The sequence below is a fragment of the Gottschalkiaceae bacterium SANA genome (assembly GCA_036323355.1).
Lineage (GTDB): Bacteria > Bacillota > Clostridia > Tissierellales > GPF-1 > GPF-1.
Map to the genome: position 1 here is coordinate 3,313,600 of AP028876.1, position 20,054 is coordinate 3,333,653.

The 20,054-nt window shown below is 41.4% G+C and carries 9 protein-coding genes; 1 reads left to right on the forward strand and 8 read right to left on the reverse strand.

The window, feature by feature from the left end:
- Positions 1-6: 6 nt before the first annotated feature.
- The 6 genes from AC25CA_RS16000 to AC25CA_RS16025 form a co-directional block, all read right to left on the reverse strand.
- Positions 7-2,889, reverse strand: a complete 2,883-nt coding sequence (locus AC25CA_RS16000; protein ID WP_486814846.1) for a hypothetical protein — start codon at positions 2,887-2,889, stop codon at positions 7-9.
- A gap of 209 nt (positions 2,890-3,098) precedes the next feature.
- The gene (locus tag AC25CA_RS16005; RefSeq protein WP_486814847.1) at positions 3,099-5,858 is read right to left on the reverse strand and encodes a hypothetical protein; all 2,760 of its coding nucleotides are present in this window, start codon (positions 5,856-5,858) and stop codon (positions 3,099-3,101) included.
- 157 nt (positions 5,859-6,015) lie between these two features.
- Positions 6,016-8,874, reverse strand: a complete 2,859-nt coding sequence (locus AC25CA_RS16010; RefSeq protein ID WP_486814848.1) for a hypothetical protein — start codon at positions 8,872-8,874, stop codon at positions 6,016-6,018.
- Positions 8,875-9,094: 220 nt separating this feature from the next.
- Positions 9,095-11,971, reverse strand: a complete 2,877-nt coding sequence (locus AC25CA_RS16015) for a hypothetical protein (protein WP_486814849.1) — start codon at positions 11,969-11,971, stop codon at positions 9,095-9,097.
- A gap of 270 nt (positions 11,972-12,241) precedes the next feature.
- Entirely contained in the window at positions 12,242-13,840 is a 1,599-nt protein-coding gene (gene pyrG, locus AC25CA_RS16020) for a CTP synthase (RefSeq protein WP_486814850.1), read from the reverse strand.
- Positions 13,841-13,918: 78 nt separating this feature from the next.
- Complete coding sequence (locus tag AC25CA_RS16025) at positions 13,919-15,361, reverse strand: S41 family peptidase (protein ID WP_486814851.1); 1,443 nt, start codon at positions 15,359-15,361, stop codon at positions 13,919-13,921.
- Between the two features lie 130 nt (positions 15,362-15,491).
- Here AC25CA_RS16025 and AC25CA_RS16030 point away from each other — a divergent pair, with 130 nt between their 5' ends.
- Entirely contained in the window at positions 15,492-16,037 is a 546-nt protein-coding gene (locus tag AC25CA_RS16030) for an S-layer homology domain-containing protein (protein WP_486814852.1), read from the forward strand.
- 108 nt (positions 16,038-16,145) lie between these two features.
- On the opposite strand, the gene AC25CA_RS16035 is transcribed toward AC25CA_RS16030, so the two are convergent.
- Both AC25CA_RS16035 and AC25CA_RS16040 read right to left on the reverse strand, forming a co-directional pair.
- Positions 16,146-17,564: a pilus assembly FimT family protein gene (locus AC25CA_RS16035; protein ID WP_486814853.1), complete on the reverse strand. Its 1,419-nt coding sequence runs from the start codon at positions 17,562-17,564 to the stop codon at positions 16,146-16,148.
- A 104-nt stretch (positions 17,565-17,668) separates the two neighbouring features.
- On the reverse strand, positions 17,669-20,020 hold the full coding sequence (locus AC25CA_RS16040; protein ID WP_486814854.1) for a prepilin-type N-terminal cleavage/methylation domain-containing protein: 2,352 nt from the start codon (positions 20,018-20,020) through the stop codon (positions 17,669-17,671).
- Positions 20,021-20,054 lie beyond the last annotated feature (34 nt).

Genomic DNA, 20,054 nt, shown 5'->3' on the forward strand with positions numbered 1-20,054 from the left:
CTCCTCCTATCGCAGTTCAATCGTCAACTCCGCGCTTTGATCATTATCTGTCGTTGCTCGAATTCTAAACCGGTCACCCCGATGAATTCGTGACTCATCAATGGATAAAACGCCGGTGGATGATCCAATCGTGATGCCCGTACGATCCTCAACATCATCATAAATAATGGTATATCTCGCCGGATCAAATTGGCTCAAAACATTGTATTGATCGCTAACCTGAAAATATAGCGCGTCAATCCGGTCATTCCCGTCATAATAGACATCCTGTCCATCCCATTCAAGAAAATGATTCAAGTTAATCATCAACTTGTTAGCCGCTTGATCAAAGCGTTCCCCACGTTTCAAGGCAACCCTATCATCTTTTTCAATAGAAATCGATGAAGGTTGGCTATTGGCATCAGACACCATGATGTTTCCTTCTACCTCTTCCGTATACGACCCATAATTAAGGGTTGCATAAACGGTTGCTGTATCCATACTGCCTTCTTGACTAAGCTGCGTCGCTTGAACAAAGGCTTTTTGACCATCGACAACCCGTTCAATCGGACCTCGTGTTGAAAACTCTCGAAGATCACTATCGCTGTCTTGGGCATCTACCCATAGTTCCACTTGATTTCCACCAACTTGCCCGTAAAGACGAATCTCTTTTCGATAATCTGAGCGAAGCTGCGGATAGGCATCCGTCAAAGGAACCTTCCTCGAATAATCATAGAGAAGTCCAATGGTTTCCATGCCAAATCCATCCAAATCAGCTACATCTACACTATGCATGATCAAGGAGAATGGCTTATACCCCTCCCCACCAATGCGAGCTTCGTAGGTTTTCGCGCCAAAATCTGCATCCTTGCTAAAGCTTATGGTGCCTGTACCAGATATGGAATCAGTCGAAGCAACAACTGCATCCTCATCATCAACTTCTGCAAGTTGAATCATAAAGCCGTTACTTAAATCCACCAATTGATTATATTGATCATAGATTAAAAAATCGTTGCGGCTCAAGGTAATCTGCGCATTCTCTGTCATCCAAGTCCGAACGCCTTCTGCCAGTCCACCGATTCGCACCGGCCGACTCTCTTCATAGACCCGTATCTCAAGGCTCTGCGTCTTTCCATTGGCTGTTGCCCACAAAGTTTGCACGCCCGCCTCGGTCGGGCGGTAAATCAAGCGAACCACTTGGGTTTCCTGATCTTCTTCAAATCGTAAGCTAGGCATTCCAGGATCCAACTCCACCTCTTGGATCAAACTTGCATAATCCATCATTCGCATGCCGTATTGGTCATAGGCTTCAAAGGGCAATTCGGTAAGATTGTCTTCAATAACCATTTGGTCCGGTGCAAAGAACACGAAAGTATCCAGCGTACTGACCTTGCCAATTTTTATTTCTTGATAACCATAGCCACCTGTAAATCGATCCACTGCCGTGACTCGAAGGATCTCTTCCTCCGGATATCCATGGGGAACCACATGGATCACTGCCAGGTCATCATCATCTGGATGCAGTGTCCATTTCACTTCCGCATTTCCCGTTGAGGAAGCAGAGAGCAACAGTCCATCATCCTCAGTATTCAGAATTCCATCCTCTCCAGCTACATAGGCAGCAAGAACAGGCCGGTCCTGCGAGCCAACAAGCACTGGCAAGGCATAAAAGTGGTCGTCATCCTCAATCGTATCTTGTAAAAAAGCAGTTTGATCCCCTAAAAAGTTCTTAATCTTTCCAATTTCAATAGTATCAATGCCTTTAACGCTTTCAATTACTCCTTGTTTGCTTGCAAGCAAGGTCTTCTCTTCCAACTGTAGGATTCCTTGAAGAACAAGCCACGATTCTCCAGAAACCCATTCTCGATCACCTGTATTATTAATGGTCAATCGACCCTCTTCATTGTCTTCCACTGAAACCAGAGGAGAGGCCTGCCAGGAAATCTGTGACAAAATCGATTGATCCGTGATCTCTTGCCCATATTGATCCACTAGTCGATAATCCACCCAAATTTGATCAGTTTGGTAGGCCACTTGCGTCCAGGTATCCGTTACAATCTGCAAGCGTGCCGGCCTAGCTACATCTCCTGGTGTAAAGGAGGCGGTTGCCTCTTCAACTTGAATCGTATATTTTGTTTCAAACAAGGGCAGGGTAGTTGTCACAATCATTTCATTGCCCTCTACTTCTACGCTTTCAAGAACAACATCCATCTTCCGTCTTGTCATCTTAAAGTCTTTCTCAAATCCGGATTGGTTTAACCCTATGGTCAACTCCCGTTCCCCAGTCTGCATCACAGAAACAATGGAAAGTACAGCTTCTTCGCTGTCAACCAAACCCAAGCCAAGCAAAGTCCCCAAAGTCACGTTCTCGCCTGCTGGTATCGCCGCTAAGGTGTTTTTCAGCATAATAGCACCAATTCCTCGACTAACGACTTCTGTTGGCTCAACATCCTTCAACAAGCCACGCTCTCTCGCCAATTGCGGAGCCTCCTCCACAGTGGGGTCTTCCCCCAGGACCCGAAGCAAAAAAAGTTCCATTTGATACATCTCTACGGGTTGGCCAAAGCCAAAAATTTCTTTGGAAGTTCCTTTTGTGATCCCCGTATCACTTGCCCATGCAATGACAGGTTCCCACCACGGATCTGCAATATCCGTAAAATCGGGGCGCTTGTTAGTTGTTAGCGCCTGTAGCTCTTTTCCTTGCAGACGAGCAATCAAAAGCATCAACTCTTCCCGCTTTAAGCTCTCATCCACTTTCAAGCTGACGCCATCACCACGAAAAATTCCCAATTTTACCATCTGATCTGCTGCCTGTCGCTCGATTTCATTGCCTCCATCCAACTCCAAAGCGAAGCCCGATGCAGGTGATAGCAATACAAGTATGACTAGTAAACTGATGATCCGTTTCATTCATCTATCCTCCAACTCTCTTATGTCCTTATTATAGCAAATCAGCATCAATAAACAAGCGTTCATTATTCATTCTTCTTATCATTGCATACCCATTCTACCGGTTAATTCGCCGCCTTTCCAAAATCGTTGATTTACTTGTATATACGTAACAAGACGCATAAAAAATGGCTAGCTGAGAATAATCAGCTAGCCTGTGTCAACTTCTATTACTTTTTAATCGCAATTACCATGGTTCCTTCCACATCATTCAGTCCCATGGCCTTAATGGTCAATAAATCACCATCAGCCGGTGAACCCGAATAACTCAAAATTCCATCGGTTGGGTGAATCGAATAGACCCCTGATGACCCCTCCGCTTTTTGCACGGATAGCGTATAGTACAATGGTTTAATTCCATTGGTTGTATTGTACTGATCAATGACTTCAAATCGTACGGGAGTCTCCAATAAATTCTTTTTTGTTGAGGCATTCAAGTAAGCATTATAATCTGTCGTTCCTTTTTTCAAGACGACCAAATTTTTGCTCGGTTCAAAAGAACTCTCATCAGACTCAAGCCCACTCATTGGATTCTCGGCCGTATCAATTCGAACAGCCTTTGGCTTTTCGTTAGAGACTTTCATTGGAATTTGATAATTATAAATCGTCTCGCCGTTATTAACAGTAACCAAAACGACTTCATTCTCATAGGAAACTGTATCCTCATCTGAAATATTTCCTTGGATCGTTGTTCCAACTTTACTAATATGCGGACTTGGCGTTTGCACGCTAATGGCTGAGTCTGGGATCTCAAGTGTAAATCCATCAATCTTGCCTTCCACATTTACCTTGCGCTTATAATCCTCTCGATCTATACCAACTGCTGCTCCACCATATAAAACCTCATCCATACTCAAAGTAAACTCTTCAATACTGGATAAATCATAGGATGCAACTGTAAACTCATAATCACTGCCTAGCAAGTCTTCACTTTCACCACTATCGTAGAGATAAGCTCGGAAATTCTCTTTCCCTTCCTCTACACCCGTAAAACGGAAGTCCCCACTTACCGATGACACCGTCACATACCCTTGAGAAACGCCATCGACTTCTACCCGTGTTGGGTAGCCGATTAAGTATTTCGAAGTAGATGGAATATTTCTTCCATACTCATCGATATATTGAAGGTTTCGTTTCTGAATGGTGATCTCATGCCCCTTAATCATAGCCAGCAGTACATCCTGATCAATTCCTGCAATCGCTTCCGGTTTTGGTTCCGGATCCACAATCATTCGCGCACTGACTAACTTGTTATTCAGTCGCGCCATCTCATAGCGAGTCCGTACCGGTTTATAGAACAATTGTGCTCGACCCGTTACTGGCTCACGACGCCAGACAAAAGCATCTGCATTGACAAAAACAATATTTGCATTAATTAAATCATCGTATTGATCCACTCGATTGCCTCGAATATCATAAGCGTTAAATGGAATTTCAATCTCTTCATTTTCAACTAAGATCTCATCCGGAGCAAAAAACTCGAATCGATCCAATGCGGCTTTCCCCGTTACCATAAATAGGTAGGTCTTGGTCATGGATCCTGCGGTTAATTGCAGGCGAATATCCTGTGTTTCCGCATTAACATCGGTCGGCTTGATTCGTACATAAGGAACAGGGTCTCCTTCAAACAGATCTGCATCGACGAATGCGTCACCTAAAGAAACTGCAAATTTCACTTTGTATCTATAAAAATCCTTTTTCGGAATTATGCGTCCAAACTCGTCATAGACGTAGACTGGAATACGCCAATCGTAATGATCCCCAAGGTCGCCAAAATTCATTTTATAATCCATTGCAGTGGTTGACGCATTGGTTAAATCCCCAAATTTCATGTAGTTGACCGAGGAACCCGCTTCCTTAATGCGAACCAATTTTCGGATTTCAGTTCCTGTTTTTGCATCAGCGCCATAAAGGATGAATGAATCATCCGGGAACGCTTTGGTTGTGGTTAATACAATCTTATTCATGGAAATTCCTGCAATTGCATCAATCGAAACCCCAAAATACAAATCGGGGAATCGTACGGTTTCACCGAATTGATTCAAAGCGGTAAAGTAGGTCTCCGCCATATAATCGTTCACCTTGGCAAAGGTTGTTGAATTCAAATAAATATCCGCCACATGGGCCTCTTCCCCAACAAAACCAAGAGAAAGGTCACCGGCATGCACGGTATAGGTCAAATCTTCAAAAGCTGTTGTCATTTCAAGGGTTGCCACACTATGGCTTTCATCCCAGGTGATCAACTTGATCTTCTTGCCGTAGCTTTCTGATCCCTTCACGGTAAACATTGTATATGTCGGTTTCGTAAAGGCTATACGAATTTTCTTTTCTCCAATCTGTCGAACCGAATTTGCGGTAGCATAGGTAAAGCTCTGAGACGATACCCCAGAAGGGTTAATAGAGCCAATACTTACATCATGGTTCTTCTTGGGTGTATCTAATGCATGCAAACCGATTTCAGCAAATAAATCTACCGTAACAGGTGTCGATGCAGAAGCGACAACGCCGTCAAGCAAACCAACATCACGAGCCATCATCATAACACCGTCCCAGCTTGGCCAATAATCCAAAACCCGCAACCAAACTGCACATAATTCCTGTACGGTTGTTGTTTGATTATAACCAAACAAGAAATCTGTTTCACCAGAAATATACTCATTCATCACCATCCATGCAATATATGGACGGTACATTGGATCCTCAACATCATTAAAAGCAGGCAAGACTTGCACGCGTTTGGCTTCTTGCTCTTTACCCAACATTCGAGTCACATACACAGCCATGTCCTGTTTCAAGACCTGCTGCGATCCCGCAATAGAGGGCGATAATACCCCAGCGGAGGCTAAAGCATCCGCATCACCACCAGCAAAAGCCGGGCTGACATTTATAAGAAGTATTACAATTATTATCATACTCAAAATTCGCTTCATCTCAGTCCTCCTAGATATTCCTATAGCTTTATTATACCTAACTCACAAGAGTTAAACAAGAAATTGCCAATTTACTAAAAATAAGGAATATTTTTCACGACTTTCATGGAATCCAAACAGAAAAAAAGACGGCCCCGAAGGACCGTCAATTCATTTATTACTTAACAACTACACTCAATTCAATGGTACCCATTGAAGTAACTGCTACGATGGTGAAAGTATCGCCTGAACTTGCTGAACCCGTTACCTGTAACGCATAGGTTGAGTTATCAATCGAATACTTGCCATTGTTACTCACATACATGTAGCTCACAACATCTTCAGTTACCATTCCATATTGATCAGTTGCTTCAAAGAAAGCTGGGAAGAATGCACCAAAGTTATTGTTGTAATCTGCATATGGTTTTTGTAAGACGAGTAATTTTCCATTTGCTGCTTCACTAGTAGAAACCGAAACTGTATTTCCACTCAAGTCCGCATCATCTTGACCTTTAATATCAATTTTTACTGCTTGAGGCGGTGTTGGGCTAACCAATACAGTTTGTTGATCCACTTTGGTCATACCATCAATTTGATATTGAACAATCAATTGTCCAGAAACATCATTCGTTAAGGCTCCACCATTACTTGTTGCATATACAACAAATGGCATTGCTCCCGTTACTTTTAAATAATCGGTATAGGTTGCTGCTGTTACATTTGTAATAACACCTGCTGGAAGTTTTACATCATAACTTCCTTCTTTACCTTTCACTTCAATCGCTTTGCCGTATTTGCCTGAGTTACCTACGCTTGGCGCATATAACTTGCTGACTTGGGTTACAGTAAAGCTGTCAACATTCTCAGCTGTTATTACCGTTACATCAAAATCATTGGCATCCAATACAGTTGTATTCTTGTATAGGGTCGCTGTATATCCAAAGGAATCTGCTGCTGTTAAGCTGAATGAAACAGATGATGTTGCATTGTTTCCTTCACCCGAGAATTTCAATTCATAGCCAGAAGGCAAAGAACCTTTGAAATCATTTCCATACTGATCTTCAAATTCAAAGCTGTCATCACTGATGGTAACAGTCTTGCCATTGTCAACCGCATAGTAGTAATAAAAATCTTCATTCAAGCCTTTAATTGCGTAAGGCTTAGATGCAGGATAAACCGTAAAATTCACCTGCATTGGGCTTCCGCCGTTTGTTGTGAATGTTGCATATTGAGGGAAATTCATCGTTGCCGATGTATCGCCATTTTTGTACATCAACTTGGCAACGCCATCAGCCTTTTCAACCCAATAGAATCCATTCTTTTCACCCTTTGTTACTTTAATGCCATTAACAAATAGTGAGTCTTTGATTGAATCATATTTGGTTACCAAATCGCCAACATAGTTGTAGGCATCAAATGGGAATTCTGCTGGTGTTCCAGCAATAACCATATCCGGTGTTCCAATCGAAATTCGGCTCATTCCATCAGGAAGAACTTCAACGGAATCACTGATATTTGCACCCGATGTCTTATCCACTAGATTAATGTACATGGTATAAGGCATCGACTGTTGAGGAATTTGACTTGTGTGAATTCGAATATAAACTTGATTCTCTTTTCCACTTGCCACTTGTGAATCATTTGGATAATACCAAACCGCTTTACCATCGGCTGGTGATAATAGTACGTTGTTGCTCGTTGCACTATTTTTTTGACCAAAGTAGTTGATATCTTTAATCATTTCACCTTCTTGATCATAAGCGAATACTGGAATTGCCCAAATATCTGTAGACCCTTGTACCAAGTATTGATCTTGTGGGTCTTTATCGATATTCATGATTTCACCAAACTGAAGTGTCGTCGCTTTACGCGGTTCTCCAACAGTTAACGTTCGATTGATTACAACCGGTGCTTGGCCCGTTACTTGTGCAATCCCTGTAATCATAACCGCTTCATTCAATTGCCACGGTGTTGATCGGTAAATTTCCAAATAAGAACCATGATCGGTAATCGTACCTGAACCAGACCAAGTAATCGATGATGCAATATGATTATCAAATTGATCTACTGTATCGTAATTGATAATTACACGATTCATATCAGAACCAGCATATCCTTTTACTTTTGCTGTTTCCGAGGTGATATCAATCATTGTCAAACGAGGACGTTGACCCAATAAATCTTGAGAAAGTGTTTGTCCTTTTGTATCAACAATTTTCGCTGTGTAGGTATGATCCATAATATTGCTGGTCATCTCAACACGAGCCATTTCCTTACCGAAAGTAGGGAAGGTAATTTTCTTCACGCTTACTGTGATATTGCCACGCTTGATTTGAATGGTATTTTTCAAGGCTTCAATATTTTCATCGCATTCCAACTCAAAGGTTTTAGGACCCACTTGACGGAATTCAATAATACTCAAATTCTCATTATCAGCCTTTGTTTTTACTTCATGACCTAGCTTTTCAGCCAAAGATTGAGCTGTTCCCTTATAATTTGCACGAATGGCGCTAGCTGTCATCGTTGCCATGGTACCGCGTGATGCTAGAGCGGTTCCTGGTGCTGATGTGCCAAATCCAAGTGTCGTTGCAGTTGAAGCAACAGCATCCCAACCTGGGAATTCACCTAAATAATAACCCAGTCCACGAAGCAAAACAATTTGCAACTGTTGTACGGTCATAAATTCGCCAAATCCAAATTCTGTACCGCTTTTGCCCATGAAGTATTGATTGGCATAGGCCCATCCCAAATATCCATTATAAAATGAGTCACTTACATCATTAAATGGATGATTGATCGGGTACGCTTTTGCCTGCTCTTCTTGGCTCATTAAGCGACTGAGAAGAACCACGGTGTCTTGACGCTTCAAATAATCGTCTGCCCGCTTTTCTTTCAACACCCCTAGGGTGATTAACTCGTCTAATGCTGCATCCTGACCAACCGGTGGTTGATCAATAATAATGGTTGCCGCAAATGCTGGAGCAACTGCTGTCAAAACCATCAATACTGTTAGTAAGATGGCTAGTTTCTTCTTCATCTTAAATCCTCCTTCATTATCTTGCTTACATGCTAGTATTATTGTACCCGCTAGAGAAAACTTAATCAATGAGATTCCCTCTCTTTTCATAAAAAATACATACTTTTAAGCCGGGTTTAAGAATTAGACGATCAACCCCCAATAAAAGTTTCATCGCTTCGAAAGAAAAAAGAGCAAAAAAAAATAAGACCTCCGAAGAGGTCTTATTTCAAGAATTCAATTACTTCACTTCAACTTTCAATGTGTTAGTCAATCCGCTGTCAGTTACAACAGTAATTGAGAACTCATCGCCAGATTGAGGAGATGTTGCAGTTAAAACACCTGCAGTAGTTACAGAATATGTGCCATGTGCGCCAGTTGCATATTTGTCAACTGTCAAGTAAACATAAGATGCGTCAGCTGCGTCATGAACACCATATTGGTTTTCAAGTTCGAAGAAGAACGAATCGTTATCAACAGTTAAAAGATTCACTGTTGCCGCTAAGTTTGCTTTCGCGATTGCCAATACATTGCCTTCAAGCTCTGCATTTTCAAGATCTTCGTCCAATTTAACAACTACAGATTCTGCTTTAGGCTCTGTTGAGTCAATTGTCACTTCTTGGGCTTCCGTTACCGGTTTGCCATCAAAGTCATACGCTGTCAAAACTGTACGAGTGTAAGTTTTGTCATTGTCCAATTCGCCTGCATCACCTGTTGGATCCCAAGCGTACACGTAAATTGTATCGTTCACTTTTACGTTTCCACCCAAGGCAGTAACAGTCAAGTTCAAGCCTTCAGTTGGCATTACAGCTGTATCGCCATCAACTTCTGCAGTCAATTTGACTTTTTTGTCGTAAATTGCTGTTTCAGTTGAAGCTGCTGAAGTTGCTTGAGGAACAACATACAAAGTACCGATTTCTGTAACTTTTACAGAATCAACATCTTCTTGTGCCACATACTTCACATCAAATTCGAATTCGTCAACCATGTCGCCGTCAGCGTTTCGAATGCGTGCAGTATATTTTACAGATTCAGCAGTAGTTAATGGGTTAATACCCGCCAATACTACAGAAGCAGTTGTTGCTGTTTCACCATCTTTTTGGAATTCAAGAGTCATTCCATCAGTGATAGAGTTTGTCTTTTCTTTTCCATATTGATCAACAAATACAAAGTCAGCTTTGTCGAATGTGTATTCTGTAGAACCGTAAGTACCGATTACATATACAAGTTCGTCTGCGTCGTCTGCGTCAAATCCCATGATTGCTTCTGTTTGACGATCTTTCGCAACAGAGAAGCTTACTTGAGAAACTTTGTTGTTAATTGTGAAAGTTGCATATTGTGGAGATGCATAAGATGAAGTGTTAGAGTTTGCATAATACTTCAAAAGTGCATTGCCAGTCAATACTTCTTCTACGAAGCTCCATTGTCCTTGTGTATAAGAACCTTCAAGAACAGATGTGCCATTCACTTTAACATCATCTTTGATGATTGTGTCGTACTCAGTAATTGCGTTTCCGTAAGCATCATATGCTTCGAATTCGAATTCTGCTTTTTCGTTTCCGATTACTTCATCAACTGGACCCATAACTTTCAAGTCAGAAATACCAGCTTTAGGAATATCGAATGTTGTAGTTGCGTTCAATCCAGAGTTTGTATCAACAACTGTTACAAAAGCAGTTGTGTTTACAGTCTCATCAACTGAATCTGAAGGAGATGCAAACTTGTCTAATTTCAAGTATACATTACCATCTTTGTCTGCATACCATAGAGTGTCTACGCCAGACTCAGATACAACGTTAGACAATGCAGTGAAGTAAGTTTTAGGAACTGCATCACCGTATTGGTTCAATGCTGTTACAGGAATTGCCCAGAAGTAATCTTTCTTTTGAGCGTCTGTAGAAACACCAGCTGCAGAAGTTTTGTCTTTCAAGATTTGTTGGTCATCTTTATCACCAATGTTTTGAACATCGCCTAATACGAGTTCAGACAATTTGATAGGACCAGCAATTTCGAAAGTTTTAGTTGCTGTTACAACATTACCTTTTGTATCATTGTAAACTGCGTTTACAACGATTGGCATGCCTAGCAACCAAGTGCTTCCAGTGTTCATGATTGTAATTTGACCTTTTACAGATCGGTCAGGTGTTCCGATTGAGTAGAAGTTCAAGTTGCCTTGAACAGATGACTCATCAGTCACGTCATTACCGAATTGGTCTTTTACTTCGTAGTATACAACGGCATGAGTTGCTGCTGCATAAGACTCAAGGTTTGCATAATCGTAAGGGAACTCGATTGCAGATACTTCAGACTCTTGACCAGCAACAGTTGCTTCTAGAGTACCAAAAGTAATTTTGTAATCAAAGTCTTTACGGATTTCACGTTGCATTGTTACTGTTGCAGCCGCGCCATCAAAAGTAACTTCTTCAACTGAAGTGTTCACTTTACCGCGAAGTACTGAGAAAGTTCCTTCAGTAACTGCTTGGTTAAATGTTACAGTGAATTCGTCTTTGTCTGTTTGCTCAGCAGATACGATTGCAAGATCAGCTACCATACCCAATTTCGCTGCCAAAGTTTGTGATCCGTCAGCCATTTCAGTTTCCAAAGCGGCAACTGTAAGGATTGATGTTTCACCACGCTTAAGGTTTGTAGGATCAGCTGCTGTAACAACTAGGCCCAATTCCAAAGCTTTTGCAGGAACGTCAGCGTAAGCTACTTCGTAACCCAATGCACGAAGAAGAACTGCCTGATATTGTTGTAGAGTTACAACTGAATCAGGTTCGAATACGAATGTGCCAGATCCCTCTGGTTCTTCGATTCCGTTTACATACGCCATAGACTCAGCCCATGCGATGTAGTTCGCTGCCCAATGACCAGTCGCGTCTGCGAATGATGGTGCCACCGGGAAGTCCTTTGCTGCTGCTTCTTCACCCAACATACGGGAAAGAAGAACAACCATTTCTGCACGAGTCAAGCTATCATCAGCTCGATCATCGTTCAAAATACCAAGTTCTTGTAATTGTGCTTCGGCAGCTAGCTCAGCATCAGTCGCAGCAAATGCTGGAATGAATGCGCCACATACCATCGCAACCACAAGAAGAAGTGCTAATACTTTCTTCATTTGATAATCTCCTCCTAAAAGTTTTGTCAATCAAGTGAATCCCACTTAATTATCCAAGATTAATTATACTGTTTCCATATTTTGTTCACAAGGGATATGGCCTATTTGTAATCTAACTGTAAAATAACCCACTCCTATGTCCAACTTCATTATACCCACGGTTTGTTACAGACGGATTACAGGGGAGTGTAAACTCTGTTACATTCACTATTGAATTGTCAAAATGTAAGAAAACAGCGGCTTTTCAGCCGCTGTTAAAGGTTTTTGCTTCTATATTTTACTTGCTTTAATGAACTCTCGGAATAATGGATGCGATCTTGTTGGTCGTGACTTAAATTCCGGATGGAACTGCGATGCCACGAAATAAGGATGATCTTCAAGTTCAATGATCTCAACCAATTTTTCATCCGGAGAAATTCCAGAAAGAATCATGCCAGCCTCTACGAGCATATCACGGAATTGATTCGAAAATTCCCAACGGTGACGATGACGCTCATAAATCAAGCTTTCCCCATAGGCAGCCTGCGCTTTTGTTCCATCTGCCAATTTACATGGATAGATGCCCAGTCGCATAGTTCCGCCCATATTTTCAATATCCACCTGATCTTCCATCAAATCAATAACCGGATAAGGTGTCTGCGGATCTAATTCGGAAGAATGTGCTTTTTCCAGTTTCAAAACGTTTCTTGCAAATTCAACAACCGCCATCTGCATGCCCAAACAGATTCCCAAGAATGGAATCTTATTTTCACGTGCGTACTGAATGGCCAGAATTTTTCCTTCAACGCCTCGATCACCAAATCCGCCAGGAACCAAAATTCCATCTGCGCCTTTCAGCATCTCTTTAACATTATTAAAGGTAACCTCTTCAGAATGTATCCAATCAATATCAATTGCCACATCATTGTCGATGCCTGCATGGCGAAGCGCCTCTGCAACAGAAAGGTATGCATCCCTAAGTTCTACATATTTACCAACCAAGGCAATTTTCACAGTGCCTTGTGGATTTTTGAATTTTTCGCACATGGATCTCCATGCAGAAAGCTCCGGCTCTACCTTTTCAAAGTTGAAATACTCAACAACTTCTCTGGCCAGACCTTCGTCTTCCAACATTAACGGTACTTCATAAAGCGTATCCGCATCCATATTTTGCATAACGCGTTTCTTTGGTACATTGGTGAACAAGGCAATTTTGTCTTTCATATCTTCAGACAAGGGGAATTGCGTACGACATACAATCATATCCGGCTGAATTCCGATATTGCGTAGTTCCTTGACACTATGTTGAGTCGGCTTTGTTTTCATCTCGCCGGCTTTTTCCAAATACGGCACCAAAGTGACATGAATATACATGACATTCTCACGACCGACATCATAAGACCATTGTCGAATGGCCTCCAAGAATGGTTGGCTTTCGATATCTCCTACCGTACCGCCAATTTCTGTAATAACAACATCAGCATTAGATTCCGCGCCGACCTTATCGATCCGTGATTTGATTTCATTGGTGATATGTGGAATGACCTGAACCGTTCCACCCAAATAATCGCCTCGACGTTCTTTTTTAATCACGTTGTTATAGACCTTACCAGTTGTTATATTACTAAATTTGCTCAAATTGATGTCAATGAATCTCTCATAATGACCCAGATCTAAATCTGTTTCCGCGCCGTCTTCCGTTACATAAACTTCACCATGCTGGTAGGGGCTCATTGTTCCTGGATCGATATTAATGTAAGGATCAAATTTTTGAATCGTTACTTTCATGCCTCGTGATTTCAACAAGCGTCCCAACGACGCCGCTGTAATGCCTTTTCCGAGAGACGAAACAACGCCACCGGTTACAAAAATATACTTTCTTTTTTTCAAGATCCATCTCCTCCTAATTCTCTCAACCACAACTTTTATATCTTATCGGAAGATGCACAAACCGTCAATAGGCATTTCTTATTTTCTTAATTCTTCAATCGCTCGTGCGAAGGCATCATCCTCATAAAGATTTTTTGCTAAATATCGATAGTAAGCATTATTCCCTGTCGTTAAGGCATTCAAGGTTGCTTGCGTCTCTGGATCCAAACGGTATGAAAGATTGATTCTAAAATCCCGTTGGAATTGGGGAAGCACATAAGCAAGTTCTTGATTGAAAAGATCATCGGACGGATCCACTTCATATCCCAAATAAGCGAGCTGCGCCTTTACCGTTTGAATGGTCTTGCTCTTTTGCAAGTATTTCAACGTAGACTGCTCATTAGCCATCGGAAAATCTGACAACAGTTTTTCCATAGGCAAAGTCTGTGGAATAATAATATCAGGTGTAATTCCAACACCATTCACCTTGTGCCAATCTGGGGTAAAATATTCGGCGATGGTCATTTTGAAACCTTCTTTGTTGGTTAAAGGAAAAATTCCTTGAACACTACCCTTGCCGTAGGTTTGATCCCCAATAATAATACCCGAATTGGTGTCTTGAATCGCACCAGCAAAGATTTCGGAAGCTGAAGCGCTATCGCCATTGACTAGAACTGCAATTTCAAATGGCGCAACCTGTAACTCAGAACGGAAATTTTTTGCGTTGTCTTTATATTGAACATGAAGCAGATCATCATTGACAACAATCATCTTCAATACTTCCAAGACTTGATCCAAATATCCGCCAGGATTGCCGCGCAGATCAAAAATCACTTTCTTTATTTTCGCTTCCTTAAGTTCCTTAAAGGTTACCTGCATATTTGACAATAAATTCGCATTGAACTGTGTAATACGAACATAGGCCATATCTGCGTCTAATTGCTCGTTTTCATCTGGCATCATGACCGTAATCGGATTGCTCTTAATCAATTCACGAACCATATCATAATATTGCACCCGGTCTGTATTTCCACGGGTAATTCCAATGCGCGCATTAGATCCAACCTTGCCACGGATATAATTCAAGGCTTCGCTCGACGCTAATCCCTCTAAGGCTTTACCATTTACCACAACTATCTTATCGCCAACACGAAGACCAGATTCTTTTGCCGGGCTTACATCAGTAAATCCAGTTACATAGTAGAACCCTTCCTTGAATTCGACATACGCACCAACACCGCCGAAGTTGCCGGAAGTAGAAGCATTGAGCTCATTAAATTCTTCGGTATCATAATAATGACTGTGCTGATCAACCGCTTCAAAAATTCCGTTTTTTGCCGCTGTAATCAACTCTTCTTTTGTGAGCGTATCATCCACCGTATTATTCAAAATATATTTAATCAAATAATCCAGCTCATTCCCCAAACGATAAGAGTTAATATCAACCGTTGACTCTGCTGCAAATGCAGGGCTCATTAAATTAACCAATAAAATGAGGATCACTGCCAGTGTTGTCCATTTTCCTAATTGTCTTTTCATCATTCTTACCTCCTCAATATTTTCATTATATCCTACTTTACGCCTTCCCCTCGTATGAAATTTTTATTAACTCCATAAAATTCACCCCTCCTTTTATTTTCTTCCTTTATAATAAGAAAAGGAGGATAAATAAATGCGCATAATAAAGAAGACGATGATTTGCTTAATTTTGTTTCTTTTAACCATACAATTTCCATTTGCAGCTACACCGCAAGAAGAAGCTGCCGACTCCCTCGTCACCCTAGGGTTATTGACTGGCTATCCCGACGGAGGACTTAGGCTGGATCGAACCATTACAAGAGCTGAATTCGCCACCCTTATGGTTCGCATGCTTCCAGCACAAGAGAGTTCAGCTACTCCCTTAACAGATATCTCTGCCCATTGGGCAAAGAAGAATATTGAAAAGGCTTACAAGGCCGGAATCATTGCCGGCTATCCCGATAAAAGTTTTCAACCGGATGCACCCATTACCTATGGAGAAATTATGACCGTCTTGGTTCGTTCCCTTGGTTATGGACAAGCGATTGACCCAAATCTCCCATGGCCAGATAACTACGTGCAAAAAGCCATCGACTTGAATATCCATGGCGGCGTAAAAATTCCCATGCGTTCCAATGCAAGTCGGGGTGATATGGCTGTCTTCCTGTCGCAATCATTGGTCACGCAGTTCAACAAATAGGTTCGGTCAATTAAGTAGAAATTCAAACTATAATCAAATACTCGAAACGTTCGAAAGGATCCAAGGGAGTGCGAACTCCTTTGGATCCTTTCGTTTCATCGATATGCACTAATACATGACCTCTCCGTCGACAAAGATCAACGGATTTGGCACATTTGTATTTATCTCATTTTCCGCATCCCACACCCGAAAGACCATTGAATCGTCTTTGCCCTTATAGATTTCTATCACTTCATTGGGGGTGTCGTAGGAATAGCTTGTACCATTCACATCATAGGTTCCTTCTTCATTCATAGAGAACAAAATGGTCCATTTCTTATTCTTCCCTTTCTCCATAGCCAAGGTAACTTCCCAGTCATCACCGAAAGGTGGTGGCGGTGGCGGTGTTCCTTGACCAACGCAAGATGCACTAGGATAAGCATCTAACTGAATTTGGACTTCGGGGTTGATATAGGTTGTTTCATCGCCGAATACATATAATTCATCTTGTTCCGGAGTGATATAGGCGATTTCACCACCCGCTTTCAATTTCGAACCCACTAGGGGATCTCCAATATAGAAGCCATACCGCTGTGACTTTTGTTCCTCTTCTACTGAGAAACTAGAATCAAAAACTTCATAATAGGAAGGATCCGACTTCTTTTTAATCCAAAAAGTTACATTAGAGGCGCCATCTGCACTATTATCCACTTGAATTTTTGTTTCATAATCAATATTCTCCGCAAAATCGCCATTACCCGAAGGATTAAAATCATTAGGCAACTTCATTCCTTTAATGACTTCCGTCCAATTTCCATCTTTGATTTCAAAGACATCAAACTTTTTTGAACCATTCTTCAAACGCAAAGACACCATAAAAAAATTATCATCATCTACATAATTGAAAACAACGCCATAATAGCTTTTATGGTCTTTGTCCTGATGGACATGGTTGTCGTAATAGAATTGAGATTCCATCACAAAATTATCACACGTCAATCCAGAAAATCTCGACTCTAAGTTTTCACGGTCGCCAATATACAAAAGGGTGTCTCCCCAGGTGATATTCTCACCTTCTGTGTATTTGTCATTAAATGTTTTCGAATCTGGAATCCGCACACGTCCGTCAGACTCCGTTCCAGTCGTTCGATTTGACAACCAAAGATGATCGCCATCCGTTTCCGCCTTATAGACAGACACCCAAACTCCCTCTTCCAACACAAGCGTCTCTTCTGTGTCTGGAGAATACAAGTCTGCCATATACTCTGATGATGTTGCATCAAACAAATCATCGACGTAAGACTGCAAAATGCCTTCCGGTGTCATACTTGCATTCAACGTTGAACCCAATCTATATGCATACTCCGGTACAATCTGATTCAATTGAAAATCACTTAATAAGGTATCCATCTGGACAATATCCGCCTTGACCTTACTCTCCTGCAGACGTGATGTATAGTTCGGAACGGCGATCGCAGTAACAGTAGAAAGGGCGGCTAAAACCAGAATCACTTCAATCAGCGTAAATCCTGCCCTCTTTATTCTCATAATAAACTCCTTTCAGTAAATATATACCCGAAAGAAATCTTAAAAGATCTTAAAACGATTTACAATTATTTACATGAAAAGAAGCCCCGAAGGGCTTCCGCAATTTAGTTTTGAAAAATTATAGGACTCACCGGTGCAAGTGATTTTGTAAGTGTTATAGTCACAGTAGTTTTATTCCCAGCATCATCGCTTGCAATAAATGTAAGCGTAGGAGTATCAGTTTTCCCATAGGTCCTTTCCAACGGATTTTCTGGAGTTAAATTTATATTAAAACTGCCGACTAAAGACACCTTTTCATTTGTACTTATACTCAAAATGCATCCATCATAAAATTTGTTAGGCCCAGCCGTTCTCACTATCGGTGAAATCTTTACTGTAATTATTGGCGCAACCTGATCTGTGGGTTCTACAGGCACCACGTAATCACCCGTAAAAGTTTTCTCTATTCTATTACTCACACGTGGTTCTTCCCCGGATGGCGAGTTCCATGTAACAGCACTATACACAGTTGTATCTGCTTCATTCATTACGTTTGAAATCACAATACTATCGGTCCAAGGGCCTTCAGCAAATTCACTCACCTTCACTTGAAACTCATTTGAAAGTTGACTCGATGAACAGGTAATGGTCTTCGTTGCCAAATCCGGTACTTCCTGCCACACCAAAGCAGATAGGGTGTCCATGTTGATCCACGGTGTAGTCACCCAACCACCATGACCATTTTCATCATAATCTCGCGCCCACAGCCAACCGGTTTTTGATCCCAATCCTGCGGGCGATATTTGATTCATGCCCGTTCGAGTACCGCTTTCATTATCTCCCGGTTGCGAATCATTTGCAATTCCATCAACCCAAAGATATTCAACAAAATTGTCATCCACTTTAATTGTGATCGGGCTTGTATGGCTATTGTAGTTGTATGTGAAACTTGGCGTTTCATACGTAACGCCAACTGCTTTTTCAAATTCCTCTGGACCCGCAACTATACTGCTTGATCGGAGAACTCGAATTCGTATCCGATCTTCATCCACCCCAGCAGTAAAATCACCCGAGTCATCCCACGTACTTAACCAACTGCCATTCTTGTAAAACTGATATTGAAACTTCTCATTCTTTGAAGCATCCAAACTGGGTGTCGAATGCGCGACCACCTGATCGGCCTCAAAATCCGGTTCCGTGATTATTATGGTCCTTTCTTCCCCAGAAGAAGGGTCTTCCTCATCATAAGTTCCATCCTCTTTCGCACAAAGGAAAGTTGGATACGAAAGCAATTGGATTTGAACATCCCCATATTGATAGGTTGATGGGTCTTCAGGATCTACAGGTCGATCATCTGAACTGTCAGTCGTCATATACTCTCCTCTACGAGGATCGTTGATATCCTTATATCCAATGATGACTCCATCTTGTTTCAATTGATTTCCATCTGGTTCACCAATATAAAAGGCATACTGGCTGGATTTCTGATTTTCTTCAACCGAATATTCTTTTGTAAAAACCTCATCATAGCTTCCACCAGCAATACCAACCTGAGCTAACTCTAGTTTCACCGTGCTCTTTCCATTCACGCTATTCCAAACCGTCATTCGCGCATGAAATTCAATGTCATCGGTATAATCCTTGTTTCCTGGCAAATTATAATTCTGACCGATGCCAATATTTTTATCTCGTTCACTCCATAAGCCATCTACGACTTGATAAACATTAATCTTTTTGCTTCCATTTTTCAATTCTAAATCCAACAAGAAAAAATTTCCATCATCTAAATAGTTAAATACTAGCCCCATATGACTTTTATGATCACCGTCTTGATGCACGTGATTGTCATATTGAAACCCTGCTGCCATTTGATAATCGTCACATGTCCCTGACGTAAAGCGCGCCTCAAGATTTTCAAAATCACCAATATACAACAAAGAATCTCCCCAGCGAATATTGGCTCCTGCCGAATACTCATTATCTTCTGACTGAGGTTCTGGAATTCGAATTTCAGCATTCGATCGATTATTATCGAGTTTGCAAGAAATCCATAGCTTATCATTGTTGGACTCCGCTTTGAAAACCGAGCTTCCATCATTCATTGTTGCTTGTTCTTTTGTTACGCATTGCACCCCTTCAATATATACCTCACTGGAAGGATTTAATACATCCCTTAAATATAGATTCAAAGCCTGCTCTGCATCCTGCGTCCCATCTTCATTTGCATATGCAGGGTTCAACATATCGTAGAGATTTGTATGAGAATCATAAAAGGGGGCTTGCCGCGACTGAAATCCATTTAAAAGAAAATCCATTTGTGCAGCATCCGCCTTGTCTTTACTTCCATCAAATGCATCCATAAAATTGGGTACAGCCAGAGCGATTGCAGAGCCCAATAAAGCAAGCACAAGCAGTACTTCTATTAAAGTAAAACCAAGCTTTTCTTTTAAGTTTAGTCTTCTCCTTTTATTAATCACGGTGTACCTCCTCGTCATGAGTAGAGAAAATGTT

What these genes read in the sequence shown, in the direction of transcription:
- AC25CA_RS16005 (WP_486814847.1), bottom strand. Translation starts at nt 5,858, where the DNA reads ATGAAGCGAATTTTGAGTATGATAATAATTGTAATACTTCTTATAAAT.
- AC25CA_RS16015 (WP_486814849.1), bottom strand. Translation starts at nt 11,971, where the DNA reads ATGAAGAAAGTATTAGCACTTCTTCTTGTGGTTGCGATGGTATGTGGC.
- AC25CA_RS16010 (WP_486814848.1), bottom strand. Translation starts at nt 8,874, where the DNA reads ATGAAGAAGAAACTAGCCATCTTACTAACAGTATTGATGGTTTTGACA.
- AC25CA_RS16030 (WP_486814852.1), top strand. Translation starts at nt 15,492, where the DNA reads ATGCGCATAATAAAGAAGACGATGATTTGCTTAATTTTGTTTCTTTTA.
- AC25CA_RS16000 (WP_486814846.1), bottom strand. Translation starts at nt 2,889, where the DNA reads ATGAAACGGATCATCAGTTTACTAGTCATACTTGTATTGCTATCACCT.
- AC25CA_RS16035 (WP_486814853.1), bottom strand. Translation starts at nt 17,564, where the DNA reads ATGAGAATAAAGAGGGCAGGATTTACGCTGATTGAAGTGATTCTGGTT.
- AC25CA_RS16025 (WP_486814851.1), bottom strand. Translation starts at nt 15,361, where the DNA reads ATGATGAAAAGACAATTAGGAAAATGGACAACACTGGCAGTGATCCTC.